Source organism: Nostoc sp. (assembly GCF_036916655.1).
GTDB lineage: Bacteria > Cyanobacteriota > Cyanobacteriia > Cyanobacteriales > Nostocaceae > Nostoc.
In genome coordinates this window covers 129,406-147,204 of record NZ_JBALFY010000099.1, presented here as the reverse complement: position 1 = coordinate 147,204, position 17,799 = coordinate 129,406, and the positions used below count along the sequence as shown (strand labels likewise).

The window sequence follows — 17,799 nt, the reverse complement described above, 5'->3', positions numbered from 1 at the left end:
GGTTATAAATAGAGAACCGTTTGTCATAGTCTCTCAACCTTATAACCATTTCAGACATCCACTTAGACATCACCCCTCTTCTAACTAACCTAGCCCTTCCCCAATGCTAAAAACAAAGTTTTCCAAAGTTTATGACGCTTAGGCTGAACAAAACGATAATCTTGGCTGAGTAAGTGAATAAAAACTAATACCTCACTGCAAGGCATTCTTTCTTGTTTGTGCTTTTTGTGCTTGAAAGCTTATGCTGATCCGCCCCGCCACAATCACTGACGTACCCGCAGTTTTACCAATGGTTGCCAAAATTTGTGCTTTGCATGAGTCTTGGGATTCTGCCAAGTATGGTTTTCTACCGCATCCAGAACAGCGTTATGAACAATGGTTGACGCGTTTGGCAAATAGCGATGTACGTAGTGTATTTCTAGTATCCGAAAATGAAGGGCAAATTGTAGGGTTTCTGGTAGCAACAATTGAGCGAGAAATACCAATTTATCAGTTACAGGAATTTGCTTTTATTCATGATATCTGGGTTGAGCCAGAATATCGCCAAAAGGGGATTGCGCGGCAGATGGTGATGCTGAGTGTTGAACGCTTTCATCAGATGGGCGTCAAGCAAATTCGTCTAGATACAGCAATTGCTAACGAGGCTTCACGGCGGTTATTTGCATCTTGTGGTTTTCGCTTCAGCATTATTGAAATGCTGATTGAATTGAGCCATTAGTCATAAGCTTATGACTAATGACTAATGACAAAGGACTAACTAGCTAACAGAGTTTTTTCTAGAGAAGTCCAACGGAAAGAGCGATCGCCACCTCTCTCAATAATGACTTTCACTCGTGGTTCTAGCTGAGGCAAATTCGTTAAATACTCAACCTCCTCATTAGAAAGAATATGCCCTTCAATAATCCACAAGACCAGCCCCTTTGACTTTGGTGGTAACTGTTCTAGATGAGAATTGAGAATTGGCGGCAAATAGTAAACCTGACCCACTGCTGCACCACTACCAGTGCTTTTTTTCCCAAGATGAGGAGGTCTGACTCCATGAATTCTTGTGAGATACGCAGCTACGTCACCCAGTCCTTTAGCGGTAATGTGGAGGGTAGTATAGCCAGCCGCCCGTATTCGGCGCTGATATCGACCTTCATAACCCCCTTCCAGAGGTACATACACACCAAGAGCGCCAAATTTTTCCAGATCGCGGATTAAACCGTTGCCAGTGGTAATTAGTGCCATAGATTTTCGTCTTATCCCACTTAGATATCTCTATTATTTACCCTGAACCGATAGATTAAAAGCATTTTTTTGAGCATTGAGAAGAGGCAGAGGGGCAGGGAGCAGAGGGGAAAGAGGAGGCAGAGTTTTTGAATTTTGAATTTTGAATTGATTTCTCCCCCTTGCCCCCTGCGCCCTGCTCCCTTGCTTCTTCCCCAGTCCCCATTCCCCAAAAATAACTCTATAAACTACTGGACAAACATAAATAAATAATTTATATTATTAGATTGTGACCAAAAACGCAAATTAGGTTGGCTTTTTACTGTCATTCTGAGGTAGTGTTAGCATCAAAAGCTGATGACTTAATCCAAATTGGATAATCTAACTCAGATTGATCATAGACTGGTAAACTAAGAAAGCTTTCAGGTCAACATTGGAGCGGATGGACGAATAACCAAAGCAAATCCTAAGCTCCAGGGTAAGTTTACTCCTGCGCCTCTGAAAAAGTAGGCAAAGTCTTAAACAATAGTTTAAGGTATTTAAGGAAGTAAAACTGAGCAGCAATGTTGGTTTCATGGCATTACGTCAGTCTCAGTTAACGGATACTGGGCGGTAAAAACCGCTTAAGTCCAACTGCAACACGGCAGTAGCCAATCTCCGGGAACCCGTCTCATAGGCGTGTAAAAATCGGAAACCCCGCCGACAGCGCTGCCTCCAGAAAGTGCCAGAGCAATTGCTTGGACAAAAGCATTGCTGCACACAGCTTAAAGCTGTAGCGCCTTGCATTGATTCCAGAAGTTACTCCTTCCCAATGGGAAGAGACTTGTGGCTGCTCTGGTGATCTAGTGAGTGAAGCTAAACAGATTCACCAAGCAGTACGGACACGGTTTGTTGTGTCCGAAAGCATTTGGAGCGGTTTATTAAAGCCATTCCAAATTTCGCAGGCTAACCCAGCCTAAACTGATGCGTACAAAACGTGTCCTCTAGAGTCCAATTCCAAGGTCAGCAAGTAGAAAGGAGAACCAGTTATTGTGTCTGTAGGTATTCTCGGCACCAAGCTGGGCATGACCCAAATATTTGACGAAGCAGGAGTAGCTATTCCTGTGACTGTCATTCAAGCAGGGCCATGCACTGTTACACAAGTTAAAACGAAAGAAACCGACGGTTATTTTGCCATTCAAGTTGGTTATGGCGAAGTTAAACCCAAGGCACTAAACAGACCACTACTGGGACATTTGGCTAAATCATCCGCCCCAGCATTGCGTCACTTAAATGAATATCACACCGATAGCTCTAGTGATTATGCTTTAGGTCAAGAGATTAAAGCAGATATTTTTAGTGCAGGTCAAATTGTCGATGTCGTCGGCACAAGCATCGGTCGCGGCTTTGCGGGAAACCAGAAGCGCAACAACTTTGCTCGTGGGCCCATGTCACACGGTTCCAAAAATCACAGAGCGCCTGGATCAATTGGTGCTGGTACAACACCAGGTCGTGTCTATCCAGGTAAGCGGATGGCAGGACGTTTAGGTGGAAAACGCATCACAATCCGTAAATTGACCATAGTGCGAGTTGATCCAGAACGCAACATATTACTAATTAAAGGAGCCATTCCTGGTAAGCCAGGCGCTCTAGTCAGTGTTGTGCCTGCAAAAATAGTGGGATAGTCAGAAGTCATTAGTCAGTAGTCATTAGTCAGTAGTCATTGGCTAAGGACAAATGGCAAAAGACCCTCCGGGTTCGCCAGGTACTCATGGGGGAAACCCCCAAGACCGTACTGGCTCACCAATGACAAAGGACAAAGGACAGATAACAAAGATGGTTGAAAGCGTAGTTAAAAATTGGCAAGGAGAACAGGTCGGTGAGACGACCTTCGAGTTGCGCGTTGCCAAAGAAGAAACAGCGTCTCATATTGTGCATCGCGCCTTAGTACGGCAATTGACTAATGCTCGTCAAGGAAATGCCAGTACAAAAACTCGTGCTGAAGTCAGAGGCGGCGGTCGGAAACCTTGGCGACAAAAAGGTACTGGTCGCGCTCGTGCTGGGTCTATTCGTTCTCCATTGTGGCGTGGTGGTGGTGTGATCTTTGGGCCAAAACCCAGAGACTTCAACCTCAAATTGAACCGCAAAGAGCGACGTTTGGCACTGCGAACAGCATTTGTCAGCCGCATTGACGACTTGATCGTAGTAGAAGAATTTAGCACTGAGCTATCTCGCCCCAAGACTAAAGAATTAGTGGCAGCGCTTGACCGTTGGGGAGTAGTACCAGAAAGCAAGGCACTGTTAATTTTGTCTGAGATTGCGGATACAGATAACGTCTATCTGTCAGCCCGCAACATTGAAAATTTAAAACTAATTGCAGCCGACCAGCTAAATGTTTTTGATTTACTGCACGCTGACAAAATTGTAGTTACGGCATCAGCCCTAGAAAAAATTCAGGAGGTCTACAGTGCCTAGCTTTGACCCCCGTGACCTTGCCGACTTAGTACGTCGCCCAATCGTCACCGAAAAAGCGACCATCTTGATGGAGCAAAACAAGTACACCTTTGAAGTAATTCCCAAGGCATCAAAGCCAGAAATCAAGGCTGCGATCGAAGACTTGTTTCAGGTCAAGGTTGTAAAAGTCAACACCATCTTACCACCACGTAAAAAGCGGCGCGTTGGTAAATTTATTGGTTATAAGCCCCAATATAAGCGAGCGATCGTCACTGTCGCACCTGGGGATGAAGACAAGATTAGACAAGTTCTATTCCCAGAAGTCTAAAAAAGTTAGGAGTTAGGAGTTAAGAGTTAGGAGTTACTACGCTCAAAACTCAGCACTCAAAATTTCAAACTCAGCACTTAGCACTCAGCACTTAAAAATATGGGTACCCGTTCTTATCGCCCTTATACCCCCAGCACTCGCCAAGTTACAATCTCTGACTTTGCGGAAATTACTAGAACCGAGCCAGAAAAATCCTTAACAACCTCGAAGCATCGCGCCAAAGGTCGGAATAATCACGGACGGATTACTAGTCGTCGCCGGGGTGGCGGACACAAACAGCTTTATCGGATCATCGATTTTAAAAGGGATAAACATAATATTCCTGCTAAAGTCGCAGCAATTGAATACGATCCTAACCGGAATGCCAGAATTGCCCTCTTGTATTACCAAGACGGCGAAAAACGATACATCCTTCACCCCAACGGGTTGAAAGTTGGAACAATAATTATTTCTGGGCCTGAGTCTCCCTTTGAAGATGGTAATGCCTTACCACTCTGGAAGATTCCTTTGGGTACTAGTGTTCACAACGTAGAGCTGACTCCTGGTAAAGGTGGTCAAATTGTACGTGCTGCTGGTGCTAGCGCTCAAGTCGTGGCAAAAGAAGGTAATTATGTAACTCTCAAGTTGCCTTCAGGAGAAGTCCGTTTGATTCGACGCGAGTCTTACGCCACCATTGGGCAAGTGGGCAACACCGATGCGAGAAACCTAAGTGCAGGTAAAGCCGGACGAAATCGCTGGAAAGGTCGCCGTCCTAAGGTTAGAGGTAGCGTTATGAACCCAGTGGATCACCCACATGGAGGTGGTGAAGGTAGAGCGCCTATCGGTAGATCGGGGCCTGTTACACCTTGGGGTAAACCCACATTGGGCGCGAAGACACGCAATCGCAAGAAACTTAGCAGCAAGTTGATTGTACGTCGTCGTCGTAAGTCTTCTAAACGCGGTCGCGGTGGTCGTGAATCATAGAATTTTAGATTTTAGATTTTGGATTTTAGATTGGGTCTACTTGTGAACATTGAAAATTTGTGAAACTTGATTCAGACACGTTAATTATCCAAAATCCGAAACTCTAAATCCTAATTCCTAAATCCTAAAGCCAAAATTGAACTATGGGTCGTTCTCTAAAAAAAGGTCCTTTCGTTGCGGATCATCTTCTAAAGAAAATTGAAAAGCTCAACGACAACAACAGAAAAGAAGTTATTAAAACTTGGTCACGAGCTTCGACAATTTTGCCTCTAATGGTAGGTCATACTATCGCTGTTCACAACGGACGCCAACACGTTCCAGTTTTTGTAAATGAACAGATGGTAGGACACAAATTGGGTGAATTTGCCCCGACACGCACCTACAGGGGTCATGGAAAAAGCGACAAAAAAGCGGGTAGGTAGTTATTAGTCATTGGTCATTTGTCATTGGTCATTAGTTATTAGCTTTTGACAAAGGACAAAGGATAAAGGACGAAGGACAAAATTGGAGAAAATTATGGCTACTAATACTACTGAAGTAAAAGCGATCGCTCGTTTTATCCGCATCTCGGCTTACAAGGTGCGTCGGGTACTCGATCAAATTCGGGGGCGATCTTACCGAGAAGCGTTAATCATCCTGGAATTCATGCCCTATCGCGCTACTGAACCTATATTGAAGGTTCTCAGAAGCGCTGCTGCTAATGCCGAACACAACGCTGGGTTAGATCGGACTCAACTAGTTATTACTCAGGCTTATGCCGATCAAGGGCCGCCGTTGAAGCGCTTCCAACCAAGAGCGCAAGGTCGAGCTTACCAAATTCGCAAGCCGACGTGTCATATTACTGTAGCTGTTGCAGCCGCCCCAGAAAAATAAGCACGTTTTCACGAATAAATTGCGTAAAGTAAGAAATTTTAGAGGAAGCATTCGTGGGACAAAAGATTCATCCAGTTGGTTTTCGCCTGGGTATTACACATGAACATCAATCCCGTTGGTTTGCTGTTCCTGATCGCTATCCAGAACTTCTCCAAGAAGATTACAAACTCCGTCAATACATAGATCAAAAGCTGGGTAGACAGGCTCAAAACAACGCCGGAATTTCCGAGGTACGGATTGAGCGCAAAGCCGACCAAATCGACTTAGAAGTACGCACAGCTAGACCTGGTGTTGTAGTGGGTCGTGGTGGACAAGGTATCGAATCCTTACGTACCGGACTCCAAGGAGTGTTGGGTGGCAATCGCCAAATTCGCATTAACGTAGTTGAAGTGCAACGAGTTGATGCTGATGCCTACCTAATTGCTGAATATATTGCTCAACAATTGGAACGTCGGGTTTCCTTTCGGCGGGTAGTGCGGCAATCGATTCAACGCGCTCAACGGGCGGGTGTCCAAGGTATTAAAATCCAAGTTAGCGGTCGCCTCAACGGTGCAGAAATTGCCCGGACAGAGTGGACTCGTGAAGGTAGAGTACCTTTACATACCTTACGGGCTGACATTGACTACTCTTATTGCACAGCAAAAACTGTTTACGGCATTTTGGGTATCAAAGTATGGGTGTTTAAGGGAGAAATTATTCCTGGACAGGAACCAGATCCACTACCACCAGCAAGCCGCGATCGCGAACGTGACCCCCGCGATCGCGATCGTGAACCCCGTCGCCGTCAACAACAACGTCGTCGCCAGCAATTTGAAGACCGCTCAAATGAAGGGTAAACGGGGACTGGGAAATGGGGACTGGGGACTGGGTAAGAATTCTCAATCCCCAATCCCTGATTCCCAATCCCTGATTCCCAGTACCTAGTACCCAGTAGCTAATCATGTTAAGCCCTAGAAGAACTAAATTCCGCAAACAACAGCGGGGACGGATGGAAGGACTAGCCACCCGTGGTAGTACCCTCAACTTCGGTGATTTTGCACTCCAAGCTCAAGAACCTGCTTGGATTACCTCGCGTCAAATCGAGGCTTCCCGTCGGGCAATGACTCGTTATATTCGTCGGGGTGGACAAATCTGGATTCGGATTTTCCCTGATAAACCTGTAACCATGCGTCCTGCTGAAACCCGGATGGGTTCTGGTAAAGGTAATCCAGAGTTTTGGGTAGCTGTAGTCAAGCCAGGACGAATTTTGTTTGAAATCGGTGGGGTTTCTGAAGAAATCGCCCGTGAAGCGATGCGTTTGGCTTCATTTAAACTGCCCATCAAAACTAAGTTTATTGTGCGCTCTCAACCACAGGAGCAGGAGTAACTTATGCCTCTTCCCAAGATTTCAGAAGCTAGAGAATTAAGTGACGAGAAGCTCTCTGATGAAATTGTCGCAATTAAAAGACAACTATTTCAGTTGCGCTTGCAAAAAGCCACCAGACAACTAGAAAAGCCCCACCAGTTCCGACAATTGCGCCACCGCCTAGCCCAATTGCTGACACTAGAAACAGAACGCAAACGGGCAGCAAGTCAATCGGCTAAAGAAAAAAAGTAGGAGATTATGGCAGTTAAAGAACGAGTTGGCTTGGTAGTGAGCGATAAAATGCAAAAAACTGTGGTAGTCGCCATAGAAAACCGCGCTCCTCACCCCAAGTACGGCAAGATTGTGGTTAACACCCAACGATATAAAGTTCACGACGAAGAAAATCAGTGTAAAGTAGGCGATCGCGTTCGCATTCAGGAAACTAGACCCCTGAGCAAAACTAAGCGCTGGAAAATCACAGAAGTCCTGAACGTCAAGCCTACTTAAACCTCATCGTTGTTAGAAACTAACAACATTACAAGGGAGAATAATTGTGATTCAACCCCAGACTTACCTGAATGTCGCAGATAATAGCGGCGCCCGCAAACTGATGTGCATCCGCATCTTAGGCGGAGGCAATCGTCGTTATGGTTTTATTGGCGATAAAATTATCGCAGTTGTCAAAGATGCTACACCCAACATGGCTGTTAAAAAGTCTGATGTTGTAGAAGCAGTAATTGTTCGGACTCGGAAAGCTGTAAGTCGTGACAGTGGTATGAGTATTCGCTTTGATGATAACGCTGCTGTAATTATCAACAAAGACGGTAATCCCAGAGGCACACGGGTTTTTGGCCCAGTTGCACGGGAACTGCGCGATAAAAACTTTACTAAAATTGTTTCTCTGGCTCCGGAGGTGCTTTAATGGCAACCAAACAAGGTACGCCCAAAGTATTCCATAAAATGCACGTCAAAACTGGCGACACTGTACAAGTGATTGCTGGCAAAGACAAAGGAAAAATTGGCGAAATTACTCAGGCATTTCCCCAACTGAGTAAAGTCATCGTCAAAGGTGTCAACATTAAAACCAAGCACGTTAAACCCCAGCAAGAAGGGGAATCAGGGCGAATTATTACCCAAGAATTCCCAATTCATAGCTCCAACGTCATGCTTTATTCCACCAAGCAAAACGTCGCTAGTCGTGTTGGTTACACCTTTACCTCAGAAGGTAAAAAAGTCAGAAAACTAAAGAAAACTGGCGAAATTCTCGATAAATAAGAATTAGCCAACTTGAAATTTTAGATTTTAAATTTAATCCAAAATCCAAAATCTAAAATCCAAAATTAAAGTTTCCCTGACAAAGCCCAGGGATATCAGGACAAAAAACTATGGCGACAACAAGACTCAAAACCTTATATCAAGAGACAATCGTCCCCAAACTGACCACTCAGTTTCAATATACCAACGTTCATCAAGTACCGAAGTTGGTAAAGGTTACGATTAACCGGGGTTTGGGTGAAGCAGCCCAAAATGCGAAGTCTCTAGAGGCATCCATTAACGAAATTGCCTTGGTAACAGGTCAAAAACCAGTGGTGACAAGGGCGAAAAAGGCGATCGCTGGCTTTAAGATTCGTCAAGGGATGCCTGTAGGGATCATGGTGACTCTCAGAGCCGAACGGATGTATGCCTTTTTCGACAGACTAGTTAGCCTGTCATTACCCAGAATTCGAGATTTTCGTGGCGTTAGCCCTAAAAGCTTTGACGGACGCGGTAACTACACTTTGGGTGTGAGAGAACAGCTAATTTTTCCAGAAGTCGAATACGACAGCATCGATCAAGTACGTGGGATGGATATTTCCATCATCACCACAGCAAAAAACGACGAAGAGGGACGCGCCTTACTTAAAGAATTAGGAATGCCCTTTCGCGATCAATAAGTTCATCTATAGAGGGAACGATGGCGGCTAACGACACAATTGCAGATATGCTGACGCGCATCCGCAATGCCAACCTGGCGCGGCATCAAACTACACAAGTGCCAGCGACAAAATTAACCCGGAGCATTGCCAAAGTGCTACGGGAGGAAGGCTTTATTGCTGAAATCGAAGAAGCAGAAGAAGGGGTAAAACGCAATCTGGTGATTTCCCTGAAATACAAGGGAAAAAACCGTCAGCCTTTGATCACCGCCTTAAAGCGAGTGAGTAAGCCTGGCTTGCGTGTTTATTCAAATCGAAAAGAATTACCAAGGGTACTAGGCGGCATTGGCATTGCCATTATTTCTACATCCAGTGGCATTATGACTGACCGCGAAGCGCGGCGTCAGAACTTGGGTGGCGAAGTACTTTGTTACGTTTGGTAGTCATTGGTCATTGGTCATTAGTCATTGGTCATTAGTCATTTGTTATTGGTGAAATACAAAGGACGAAGGACAAAAGACAAAGGACAAAGGACAAATAACAAAGGACAAAAAGTCATGTCTCGTATTGGTAAACGTCCAATTACTATTCCCGCCAAAGTTCAAGTGGCGATCGATGGTACGAATATTGTGGTGAAAGGCCCGAAAGGAGAACTTTCTCGCACTCTCAGAGATAATGTCTCACTCTCTCAAGAGGGAGAAATATTACACGTAAATCGTCGGGATGAAACTCGGACATCGAAGCAATTGCACGGCTTGAGCCGCACTTTAGTTGCCAACATGGTCGAGGGAGTTTCCCAAGGTTTTCAGCGCCGTTTGGAAATTCAAGGCGTTGGTTACAGGGCACAACTTCAAGGGCGTAACCTAGTTTTAAATATGGGTTATAGCCATCAAGTGCAAATTGAACCACCAGAAGGAATTCAGTTTGCCGTAGAAGGCCCCACTAACGTTATTGTTAGCGGCTATGACAAAGAAATCGTTGGTAACACAGCCGCCAAAATTCGTGCCGTTCGTCCACCAGAACCTTACAAAGGTAAAGGCATTCGCTATGCCGGTGAAGTGGTCAGACGGAAAGCTGGTAAGACTGGTAAGGGTGGTAAGAAGTAGAAATGAAACTTACTCGTAGAGAATCAAAAAACCGTCGTCATCGACGCGTCCGTGGCAAAGTTATTGGCTCCCCAGAACGTCCCCGTTTAGCGGTATTTCGTTCCAATGAGCATATTTATGCTCAGCTGATTGATGATACTCAGCATCAAACCATCGTAGCCGCATCGACTGTAGAACCAGAGTTGAAATCTAGTTTAGCGTCAGGTGCAAACCGCGATGCATCGGTACAAGTTGGTAAGTTGATTGCAGTGCGATCGCTCGAAAAAGGCATCACCAAAGTAGTCTTCGATCGCGGTGGTAACTTATATCATGGTCGTGTCAAAGCACTAGCTGATGCAGCCCGCGAAGCTGGTTTAGATTTCTAAAGTCATTGGTCATTAGTCATTAGTTATTAGACAAAGGACAAATGACAAAAGACAAATGACAACTGACAAATGACGTTCACCAGAGCATAAATTATGGCAACAGAGCGTAAAAGTAGAACAAAGCGTGCCAAAAAAGAAGAAACCACTTGGCAAGAGCGGGTTATTCAAATCCGCCGCGTAAGTAAAGTGGTCAAAGGTGGTAAAAAACTCAGCTTCCGAGCGATCGTTGTCGTTGGTAACGAACGCGGTCAGGTTGGAGTCGGAGTAGGCAAAGCTTCCGATGTAATTGGCGCTGTAAAAAAAGGTGTAGCCGACGGCAAAAAACACCTCATTGATATCCCAATCACCAAATCCAACTCCATTCCCCATCCTATAGATGGTGTTGGTGGTGGTGCAAAAGTGATTATGCGTCCAGCCTCACCTGGTACTGGGGTAATTGCTGGTGGTGCTGTGCGAACTGTGTTGGAATTAGCAGGAGTTCGTAACGTTTTAGCCAAGCAACTTGGCTCCAACAATCCGCTCAATAATGCTAGAGCCGCAGTTAATGCCTTATCTACACTGCGTACCCTTTCTGAAGTCGCCGAAGATCGCGGTATTCCTATTCAAAATCTCTACATCTAAATTTAGTCATTAGTCATTGGTCATTAGTGAATAACAAAGGACAAATGGCAAATGACAAATGACAAACGAAAAATGAGAACTTGATAAATTATGAGACTCCATGATGTTAAGCCGCAAAAAGGCTCAAAGAAACGCAAGAAGCGTGTAGCTAGAGGTATTTCTGCCGGTCAAGGCGCTAGTGCTGGTTTAGGTATGCGGGGTCAAAAATCTCGTTCTGGTAGCGGGACTCGACCAGGTTTTGAAGGTGGTCAACAGCCATTGTACCGCCGCTTACCTAAGCTGAAGGGCTTTCCGATTGTTAATCAGAAGATTTACACTACGATTAATGTAGAGAAGCTAGCCTCCCTTCCCGCGAATACAGAAGTAACTTTGACCTCATTGAAAGCCGCAGGTATCCTGACTGCTGTCAAAGGGCCATTGAAAGTTTTAGGTAACGGGGAATTGAGCATTCCGCTCAAGGTACAAGCGGCAGCTTTTACAGTTTCAGCTCGTAGCAAAATTGAGGCAGCTGGTGGTAGTTGTGAAGTCTTATGAGTGAGCCGGAACAGCGCACTTAAATGCAAGCCAACTCGCTGCCAGTGCTTGGTTCACTATAAAGGTAGCACTCTATGATCAGTCGAGATAAAGCTCCAACGGCTCAAGAAACTTTTATGCAGATGGCGCAGGCAGCTGGCCTCAGAGGTAGGCTGCTTGTCACCGTCGGTATTTTGATTTTGGTTCGCTTGGGTATTTTCTTACCCGTCCCAGGCATTGATAGACCGAGATTTGCCGAAGCCATATCGGGTAGTAATTCCATATTCGGCTTATTGGATATATTTTCCGGGCGAGGACTTTCGACTTTGGGAGTCTTTGCTTTAGGAATTTTGCCCTTCATTAATGCGTCTATTATCATCCAATTACTGACGGCGGCGATTCCAACTTTAGAAAATTTACAGAAAAATGAAGGGGAAGCTGGTCGCCGAAAAATCTCGCAAATTACCCGCTATGTCACTGTAGGTTGGGCAATCCTTCAAAGTACAGCTTTTTCGGCATTATTCCTCCAACAATTCGCCTTAAAGCCAGGGCCTATATTTGTCGCTGAAACTGCGATCGCTCTGACAGCTGGTTCGATGTTCGTTATGTGGGCATCAGAACTAATTACAGAACGAGGTATTGGCAACGGAGCATCATTGTTGATTTTTGTCAACATTGTTGCATCATTACCAAAAGCTTTGGGTGATACCATCGACTTGGTGCAAGTCGGCGGTCGGGAAGCAGTGGGTCGGGTGATCGTGTTGGTCTTAGTTTTCCTCGCAACAATTGTTGGTATTGTGATTGTGCAGGAAGGAATGCGCCGCATCCCAATTATTTCGGCTCGTCGCCAAGTAGGTCGAAGAGTTTTGGCAGAGCAGCGTAGTTATCTGCCACTGCGGCTAAACCAAGGCGGCGTAATGCCAATTATTTTTGCTGCTGCCATCCTCAGTTTGCCACTGCTAATCGCCAATTTTACTAAAAATGCCGATTTGGCAAATATAGTTAACACTTATTTGAGTCCAAGCGGTTCTAGCTCCTGGGTCTATGCCTTGGTCTACATGATTTCCATTGTTTTCTTCAGCTACTTCTATTCTTCGTTGATTCTCAACCCGGTAGATGTGGCGCAGAACTTGAAGAAAATGGGTTCTAGTATTCCTGGGATTCGTCCCGGCAAGGCAACTAGCGAGTATATCGAACGCGTTTCCAACCGACTAACTTTTTTGGGTGCGATCTTTTTGGGCTTCGTTGCTATTATCCCCACTGCCGTAGAAAGCGCTTTGAATGTGAAAACTTTCCGGGGAATAGGTGCAACCTCGTTGTTAATTTTAGTTGGTGTGGCAATTGAGACAGCCAAACAAGTCCAAACTTATGTCATCTCTCAGCGCTATGAAGGAATGGTGAAATAATAGTGACGCGATTAATCTTCTTGGGGCCACCTGGAGCGGGTAAAGGAACACAAGCTCAAACCTTGGCTGAACACTTGAATATTCCCCATATTTCTACTGGTGAAATATTAAGACAAGCCATGAAAGAGCAGACTCCTTTAGGAATCAAAGCTCAAAGTTATGTTGATAGCGGCGAGTTAGTACCCGACCAGCTAGTGCAGGACTTGGTACAGGAGCGCCTCAGTCAACCAGATGCCAAAAATGGTTGGATTCTAGATGGTTTTCCCCGAAAAGTGACCCAAGCAGCTTTTCTGGAGAAGTTACTGGAAGCAATACATCAAGGTGGCGAAAGGGTAGTCAATTTAGATGCACCAGATGAAATTGTCATCGCACGCTTGCTAGCTAGAGGACGAAAAGATGATACCGAAGAGGTGATTCGCCGTCGTTTAGAAGTGTACCGTGCTGAAACTGCACCTTTAATTGATTATTATGGCGATCGCCAAAAACTCCTAACAGTCAATGGCAATCAGTCCCAAGAAGATGTCACTGATGAACTACAAAAGGTAATCGCTTCTTGAAAACGAGGGGAAGTAGGGACTAGATAATTCCCGACTCCCCACTCCCAAGAAAAAGATCAATTTTAGCTAAGATATATTAATAAACTGTTGATATATTTCTTAAAATGTGTTTCTTTGCAGATGAAGCGCTGCAACTGAACACGAAATTGTTGAGTTGAGGAAAAAACAAATTGTCTAAGCAAGATTTGATTGAAATGGAAGGCACGGTTACAGAGTCCTTGCCCAATGCGATGTTTCGCGTTGACTTGGACAATGGCTTTAACGTGCTAGCACACATTTCCGGCAAGATTCGCCGAAATTATATCAAGATTTTGCCCGGCGATCGCGTCAAGGTAGAGTTAACGCCCTACGACTTGACCAAAGGCAGAATTACCTATCGACTACGAAAGAAGTAAGTATATGTAGAGAATTTTACCATAAAACCATTTTTTTGACTGTTTACTAGTCATTTAACTGGATTATTTTCCCTATAAATGCTATAATTTTATATTTGGAGTCAAAAAATAAAAGGCATGAAAGTTAGAGCCTCAGTCAAGAAAATTTGTGAAAAGTGTAACGTGATCAAACGTCGTGGTCGCGTCATGGTGATTTGCGTGAACCCCAAGCACAAACAACGTCAAGGATAACACTCTTACCAACAGAGTGAGTTGTAGCACGCATATCATCATTAAAACGAAAAGACGCGATTAATCACGTTTTTCCAACCAACAGTAATTGCGAGAACAATAGGGAGAGTTCATTGTGGCACGTATTGCCGGAGTAGACCTTCCACGCGATAAGCGCGTCGAGATCGGTCTGACTTACATCTACGGAATTGGGTTATCACGCGCTCAAGAAATTATAGCGGCAACTGGTGTGAACCCAGACATCCGCGTTAAGGACTTAAGTGATGCCGATGTGACAGCCCTAAGAGGGGAAATAGAAAGCAACTATCAAGTTGAAGGCGACTTGCGGCGCTTGGAGTCTTTGAACATCAAGCGCTTAGTTGACATTGGTACCTACAGAGGTCGTCGTCATCGCATGGGCTTACCAGTCAGAGGCCAAAGAACTCGCACCAATGCCAGAACCCGTCGAGGCAGAAGGCAGACAGTGGCAGGGAAGAAGAAGGCTCCAGGGAAATAATTTTGCAACGCTTGCTAATTCGAGCAAGTTTTACCTTAAATCAACTAAACAAGTATGGCGAGACAACCAACTAAAAAAACCGGGAGCAAGAAGCAGAAACGGAATGTACCCAGTGGAATGGCCTACATCCAGTCTACTTTCAACAATAGCATTGTCACCATTACCGATCAAAACGGAGATGTCATCTCCTGGGCTAGCGCTGGTTCTAGCGGTTTTAAGGGAGCAAAAAAGGGAACTCCCTTTGCAGCGCAAACCGCAGCTGAAAGTGCAGCCCGTCGAGCTATCGATCAAGGAATGCGCCAAATTGAGGTAATGGTCAGTGGGCCAGGAGCAGGTAGAGAAACCGCTATCCGGGCACTTCAAGGAGCAGGACTGGAAATTACATTGATTCGGGATATTACCCCGATTCCTCACAATGGTTGTCGTCCACCCAAGCGCCGTCGAGTTTAAATACTAAGACTTGGGCAGTGAGGGCAAAAAGTGACAGCCAGCAATGACCGCTTGAGCGTCTAACGTCCAAACTGTCATTGAGTCAAAGCTTGGGCGACCAGAAGCGTGTCAGATTTTCCCACCGGGAAAGCTGTTAGGCTTCGGGCTACCCAAAATATTATTAGCACCTGCAAGCTCAATAGAAGTGTCAAACTATACCGTAACTTTATACTAGTAGTTTGATATACCTATAATCTACAGGACATAAATTCAATTCGGGAGGCAATTGATTTGTCTGCTAGCAGCACCTTAGAAGAAGGGAGGCTCATCCGTGGCGCAGTTTCAAATTGAATGTGTAGAGTCGAATACCGAAGAAAGTCGGAACCATTACAGTAAATTTGTTTTGGAACCTCTCGAACGCGGTCAAGGGATAACTGTTGGCAACGCACTGCGGCGGGTTTTACTGTCTAATTTAGAAGGTACAGCAGTTACAGCAGTGCGGATTGCGGGCGTTTCACATGAGTTCGCCACAGTTCCGGGCGTGCGGGAAGATGTGCTGGAAATCCTCATGAGAATGAAGGAAGTTATCCTGAAAAACTATTCTTCGCAGCCTCAGATTGGTAGATTACTCGTTAGCGGCCCAGCAACAATCACTGCGGCACATTTTGATTTACCCAGTGAAGTAGAAGTCATCGATCAGACTCAGTATGTAGCTACCATCGCTGAGGGTGGAAAGCTGGAAATGGAATTTCGGATCGAGAAGGGCAAAGGCTATCGCACTGTAGAGCGAGGACGTGAGGAAGCCACATCGTTGGATTTTCTGCAAATCGACTCGATATTTATGCCAGTGCGAAAAGTCAACTACAGTGTTGAAGAATCTCGTGGGGAAGGCTTGATTCCAAAAGACCGACTACTGTTGGAAGTTTGGACAAATGGCAGTATTTCTCCTCAAGAAGCACTATCTTCTGCTGCTGCGATCTTGGTAGATTTATTCAACCCGTTGAAAGATATCTCCCTAGAACCAACAGATACAGGTTCCGATATTCCAGACGATCCAACTGCCCAGATACCCATCGAAGAGTTGCAACTTTCTGTGCGGGCATATAACTGTCTCAAACGGGCACAAGTTAACTCTGTGGCAGATTTGTTGGATTATACCCAAGAAGACCTCTTAGAAATTAAGAACTTTGGGCAGAAGTCAGCAGAAGAAGTCGTGGAAGCTTTGCAGCGACGCTTGGGCATCACCCTGCCAATGGAAAGAGGCTCTAAACACCCTTAAGAAAAACCTTCATAATTCATAGTGCATAATTATGCGTCACCGTTGTCGCGTCAAAAAACTCAGTAAACCAGCCGATCAACGCCGTGCTTTACTGCGATCGCTCGCCACCGAGCTGATCCGTCATGGTAAGATCACAACCACTTTAATTAGAGCGAAAGTTCTCAGAAGTGAAGTGGAAAAAATGATTACCCTAGCCAAAAATGGCTCTTTATCAGCACGTCGGGAAGCTCTTGGCTATATCTTCGACAAACAACTGGTTCACGCTCTATTTGAGCAAGCTCCAACTCGATATGGCGATCGCCAGGGCGGTTATACCCGCATCCTGCGTACCGTACCTCGTCGGGGTGATAATGCAAAAATGGCAATAATTGAATTGGTTTAAGTCATTGGTCAATTAGTCATTGGTCATTAGTCATTGGTCATTAGTGAATAACTAAGGACAAGTGATAAAGGACAAATGACAAAAGACAAAGGACAAAATCTGTATGTTAGAAAGCCACCAGCCTACACAAACTCATCGAGTAGCCTTGGTAATCCAATACCTAGGCACTCATTTTCATGGCTGGCAACGGCAAAAACAACACCGGACAGTCCAAGAAGAGATTGAAATTGCGATCGCTACTATTCTTGGGCATCATGTAACACTACACGGTGCTGGGCGAACCGATTCTGGAGTTCATGCTGCTGCTCAAGTAGCCCATTTTGAAGCAACAGGTTTTATTCCGCCTCACAAGTGGGCAACAATCCTCAACAGCTACCTGCCGCCAGATATATTAATCAGGGCTTCAGCTAGTGTCGATAACCGTTGGCACGCTCGCTTTAGTGCAGCCTATCGACGGTATCGCTACACAATATATACTAAAGATCGGCTTAACTTGTTTGTAAGACCCTTCAGTTGGCATTATTATTATGCACCCCTGGATGAATCTTTAATCCAAGCTGCCTTGAAACCTCTCTTAGGAAAGCATCACTTAGCTGCTTTTCACCGTGCAGGCTCAAAGCGATCGCATTCCTGGGTAGAGGTGCAAGCAGCAGAGTGTCGTCGCAGTGGGCCATTTATCCATATTGAAATACAGGCAGATGGATTTTTGTATGGCATGGTACGGCTGTTGGTAGGGATGCTGGTAGAAGTAGGTTCTGGACAACGAACACTTTCTAGCTTCACCGAACTCTGGAAAGAAGAACGCCGGGAAGAAGTGAAATATGCCGCACCGCCTCAAGGCTTGTGTTTGTTGCGAGTCGGCTATCCCGATTTTCCCTTTCCGAAAGAGATTTGGTACGACACCTTGCCAAAGTTCGTCACTAGTCAAGAGTCATTAGTCATTGGTTCTTAGTAA

29 protein-coding genes are annotated in these 17,799 nt (G+C 45.2%); 28 read left to right on the top strand and 1 reads right to left on the bottom strand.

Translation table 11 applies throughout. From position 1 onward, the window contains the following. Nucleotides 1-241: 241 nt before the first annotated feature. On the top strand, nt 242-718 hold the full coding sequence (locus V7L31_RS26855) for a GNAT family N-acetyltransferase (protein ID WP_334699063.1): 477 nt from the start codon (nt 242-244) through the stop codon (nt 716-718). Nucleotides 719-753: 35 nt separating this feature from the next. Here V7L31_RS26855 and V7L31_RS26850 read toward each other — a convergent pair whose 3' ends face one another. Then, nucleotides 754-1,230 carry an NAD(P)H-quinone oxidoreductase subunit N gene (locus tag V7L31_RS26850; RefSeq protein ID WP_179068328.1) on the bottom strand — a complete coding sequence of 159 codons (477 nt, stop codon included), beginning with the start codon at nt 1,228-1,230 and terminating at the stop codon, nt 754-756. 1,010 nt (nt 1,231-2,240) lie between these two features. Here V7L31_RS26850 and rplC point away from each other — a divergent pair. From rplC to truA, 27 genes are all read left to right on the top strand, one after another. After that, nucleotides 2,241-2,873, top strand: a complete 633-nt coding sequence (gene rplC, locus V7L31_RS26845) for a 50S ribosomal protein L3 (protein ID WP_179068329.1) — start codon at nt 2,241-2,243, stop codon at nt 2,871-2,873. 151 nt (nt 2,874-3,024) lie between these two features. Continuing rightward, entirely contained in the window at nt 3,025-3,663 is a 639-nt protein-coding gene (rplD, locus tag V7L31_RS26840) for a 50S ribosomal protein L4 (protein ID WP_334699087.1), read from the top strand. Then, the gene (locus tag V7L31_RS26835; protein ID WP_094349089.1) at nt 3,656-3,970 is read left to right on the top strand and encodes a 50S ribosomal protein L23; all 315 of its coding nucleotides are present in this window, start codon (nt 3,656-3,658) and stop codon (nt 3,968-3,970) included. The genes rplD and V7L31_RS26835 overlap by 8 nt, the downstream gene beginning before the upstream one ends. Nucleotides 3,971-4,069: 99 nt before the next feature. Further along, nucleotides 4,070-4,933 (top strand): 50S ribosomal protein L2, encoded by an 864-nt coding sequence (gene rplB, locus V7L31_RS26830; RefSeq protein ID WP_292848153.1) that lies wholly within the window; start codon nt 4,070-4,072, stop codon nt 4,931-4,933. Nucleotides 4,934-5,076: 143 nt separating this feature from the next. Next, nucleotides 5,077-5,355, top strand: a complete 279-nt coding sequence (gene rpsS / locus V7L31_RS26825; RefSeq protein ID WP_012410721.1) for a 30S ribosomal protein S19 — start codon at nt 5,077-5,079, stop codon at nt 5,353-5,355. A 94-nt stretch (nt 5,356-5,449) separates the two neighbouring features. Continuing rightward, complete coding sequence (gene rplV, locus V7L31_RS26820) at nt 5,450-5,806, top strand: 50S ribosomal protein L22 (protein WP_069070777.1); 357 nt, start codon at nt 5,450-5,452, stop codon at nt 5,804-5,806. Between the two features lie 53 nt (nt 5,807-5,859). Continuing rightward, complete coding sequence (rpsC, locus tag V7L31_RS26815) at nt 5,860-6,642, top strand: 30S ribosomal protein S3 (protein WP_179068332.1); 783 nt, start codon at nt 5,860-5,862, stop codon at nt 6,640-6,642. Nucleotides 6,643-6,746: 104 nt separating this feature from the next. Then, the gene (gene rplP / locus V7L31_RS26810) at nt 6,747-7,172 is read left to right on the top strand and encodes a 50S ribosomal protein L16 (RefSeq protein ID WP_012410718.1); all 426 of its coding nucleotides are present in this window, start codon (nt 6,747-6,749) and stop codon (nt 7,170-7,172) included. 3 nt (nt 7,173-7,175) lie between these two features. Beyond that, entirely contained in the window at nt 7,176-7,403 is a 228-nt protein-coding gene (gene rpmC, locus V7L31_RS26805; RefSeq protein ID WP_179068334.1) for a 50S ribosomal protein L29, read from the top strand. Between the two features lie 6 nt (nt 7,404-7,409). After that, complete coding sequence (gene rpsQ, locus V7L31_RS26800) at nt 7,410-7,658, top strand: 30S ribosomal protein S17 (RefSeq protein WP_094349093.1); 249 nt, start codon at nt 7,410-7,412, stop codon at nt 7,656-7,658. Nucleotides 7,659-7,704: 46 nt separating this feature from the next. Beyond that, nucleotides 7,705-8,073 carry a 50S ribosomal protein L14 gene (gene rplN / locus V7L31_RS26795; RefSeq protein ID WP_069070772.1) on the top strand — a complete coding sequence of 123 codons (369 nt, stop codon included), beginning with the start codon at nt 7,705-7,707 and terminating at the stop codon, nt 8,071-8,073. Further along, nucleotides 8,073-8,426: a 50S ribosomal protein L24 gene (rplX, locus tag V7L31_RS26790; RefSeq protein WP_334699062.1), complete on the top strand. Its 354-nt coding sequence runs from the start codon at nt 8,073-8,075 to the stop codon at nt 8,424-8,426. The genes rplN and rplX overlap by 1 nt, the downstream gene beginning before the upstream one ends. 110 nt (nt 8,427-8,536) lie before the next feature. Continuing rightward, complete coding sequence (gene rplE / locus V7L31_RS26785) at nt 8,537-9,085, top strand: 50S ribosomal protein L5 (protein WP_292848148.1); 549 nt, start codon at nt 8,537-8,539, stop codon at nt 9,083-9,085. Nucleotides 9,086-9,105: 20 nt separating this feature from the next. Beyond that, nucleotides 9,106-9,507, top strand: a complete 402-nt coding sequence (gene rpsH, locus V7L31_RS26780) for a 30S ribosomal protein S8 (RefSeq protein WP_094349096.1) — start codon at nt 9,106-9,108, stop codon at nt 9,505-9,507. A 114-nt stretch (nt 9,508-9,621) separates the two neighbouring features. Further along, a complete protein-coding gene (gene rplF / locus V7L31_RS26775) occupies nt 9,622-10,170 on the top strand; it encodes a 50S ribosomal protein L6 (RefSeq protein WP_334699061.1) in 549 nt (182 codons plus the stop codon). A gap of 2 nt (nt 10,171-10,172) precedes the next feature. Continuing rightward, on the top strand, nt 10,173-10,535 hold the full coding sequence (gene rplR, locus V7L31_RS26770; RefSeq protein ID WP_334699060.1) for a 50S ribosomal protein L18: 363 nt from the start codon (nt 10,173-10,175) through the stop codon (nt 10,533-10,535). 93 nt (nt 10,536-10,628) lie between these two features. After that, on the top strand, nt 10,629-11,156 hold the full coding sequence (gene rpsE, locus V7L31_RS26765; RefSeq protein ID WP_094328453.1) for a 30S ribosomal protein S5: 528 nt from the start codon (nt 10,629-10,631) through the stop codon (nt 11,154-11,156). Nucleotides 11,157-11,246: 90 nt separating this feature from the next. Continuing rightward, complete coding sequence (gene rplO, locus V7L31_RS26760; protein ID WP_069070765.1) at nt 11,247-11,690, top strand: 50S ribosomal protein L15; 444 nt, start codon at nt 11,247-11,249, stop codon at nt 11,688-11,690. A gap of 74 nt (nt 11,691-11,764) precedes the next feature. Continuing rightward, nucleotides 11,765-13,075 (top strand): preprotein translocase subunit SecY, encoded by a 1,311-nt coding sequence (gene secY / locus V7L31_RS26755; RefSeq protein ID WP_179068338.1) that lies wholly within the window; start codon nt 11,765-11,767, stop codon nt 13,073-13,075. Nucleotides 13,076-13,077: 2 nt separating this feature from the next. After that, a complete protein-coding gene (locus V7L31_RS26750) occupies nt 13,078-13,632 on the top strand; it encodes an adenylate kinase (protein WP_334699059.1) in 555 nt (184 codons plus the stop codon). Between the two features lie 170 nt (nt 13,633-13,802). Then, nucleotides 13,803-14,027 (top strand): translation initiation factor IF-1, encoded by a 225-nt coding sequence (gene infA, locus V7L31_RS26745; RefSeq protein ID WP_006276978.1) that lies wholly within the window; start codon nt 13,803-13,805, stop codon nt 14,025-14,027. 117 nt (nt 14,028-14,144) lie between these two features. Next, the gene (gene rpmJ / locus V7L31_RS26740) at nt 14,145-14,258 is read left to right on the top strand and encodes a 50S ribosomal protein L36 (RefSeq protein WP_015129703.1); all 114 of its coding nucleotides are present in this window, start codon (nt 14,145-14,147) and stop codon (nt 14,256-14,258) included. 115 nt (nt 14,259-14,373) lie between these two features. Next, nucleotides 14,374-14,754: a 30S ribosomal protein S13 gene (rpsM, locus tag V7L31_RS26735; RefSeq protein ID WP_094349103.1), complete on the top strand. Its 381-nt coding sequence runs from the start codon at nt 14,374-14,376 to the stop codon at nt 14,752-14,754. Between the two features lie 54 nt (nt 14,755-14,808). After that, on the top strand, nt 14,809-15,204 hold the full coding sequence (gene rpsK, locus V7L31_RS26730; protein WP_069070761.1) for a 30S ribosomal protein S11: 396 nt from the start codon (nt 14,809-14,811) through the stop codon (nt 15,202-15,204). A gap of 310 nt (nt 15,205-15,514) precedes the next feature. Beyond that, complete coding sequence (locus V7L31_RS26725) at nt 15,515-16,462, top strand: DNA-directed RNA polymerase subunit alpha (protein WP_334699058.1); 948 nt, start codon at nt 15,515-15,517, stop codon at nt 16,460-16,462. Nucleotides 16,463-16,493: 31 nt separating this feature from the next. Then, entirely contained in the window at nt 16,494-16,844 is a 351-nt protein-coding gene (gene rplQ / locus V7L31_RS26720) for a 50S ribosomal protein L17 (protein WP_094349105.1), read from the top strand. A 103-nt stretch (nt 16,845-16,947) separates the two neighbouring features. After that, nucleotides 16,948-17,796 carry a tRNA pseudouridine(38-40) synthase TruA gene (gene truA / locus V7L31_RS26715; protein ID WP_334699057.1) on the top strand — a complete coding sequence of 283 codons (849 nt, stop codon included), beginning with the start codon at nt 16,948-16,950 and terminating at the stop codon, nt 17,794-17,796. Nucleotides 17,797-17,799: the final 3 nt, after the last annotated feature.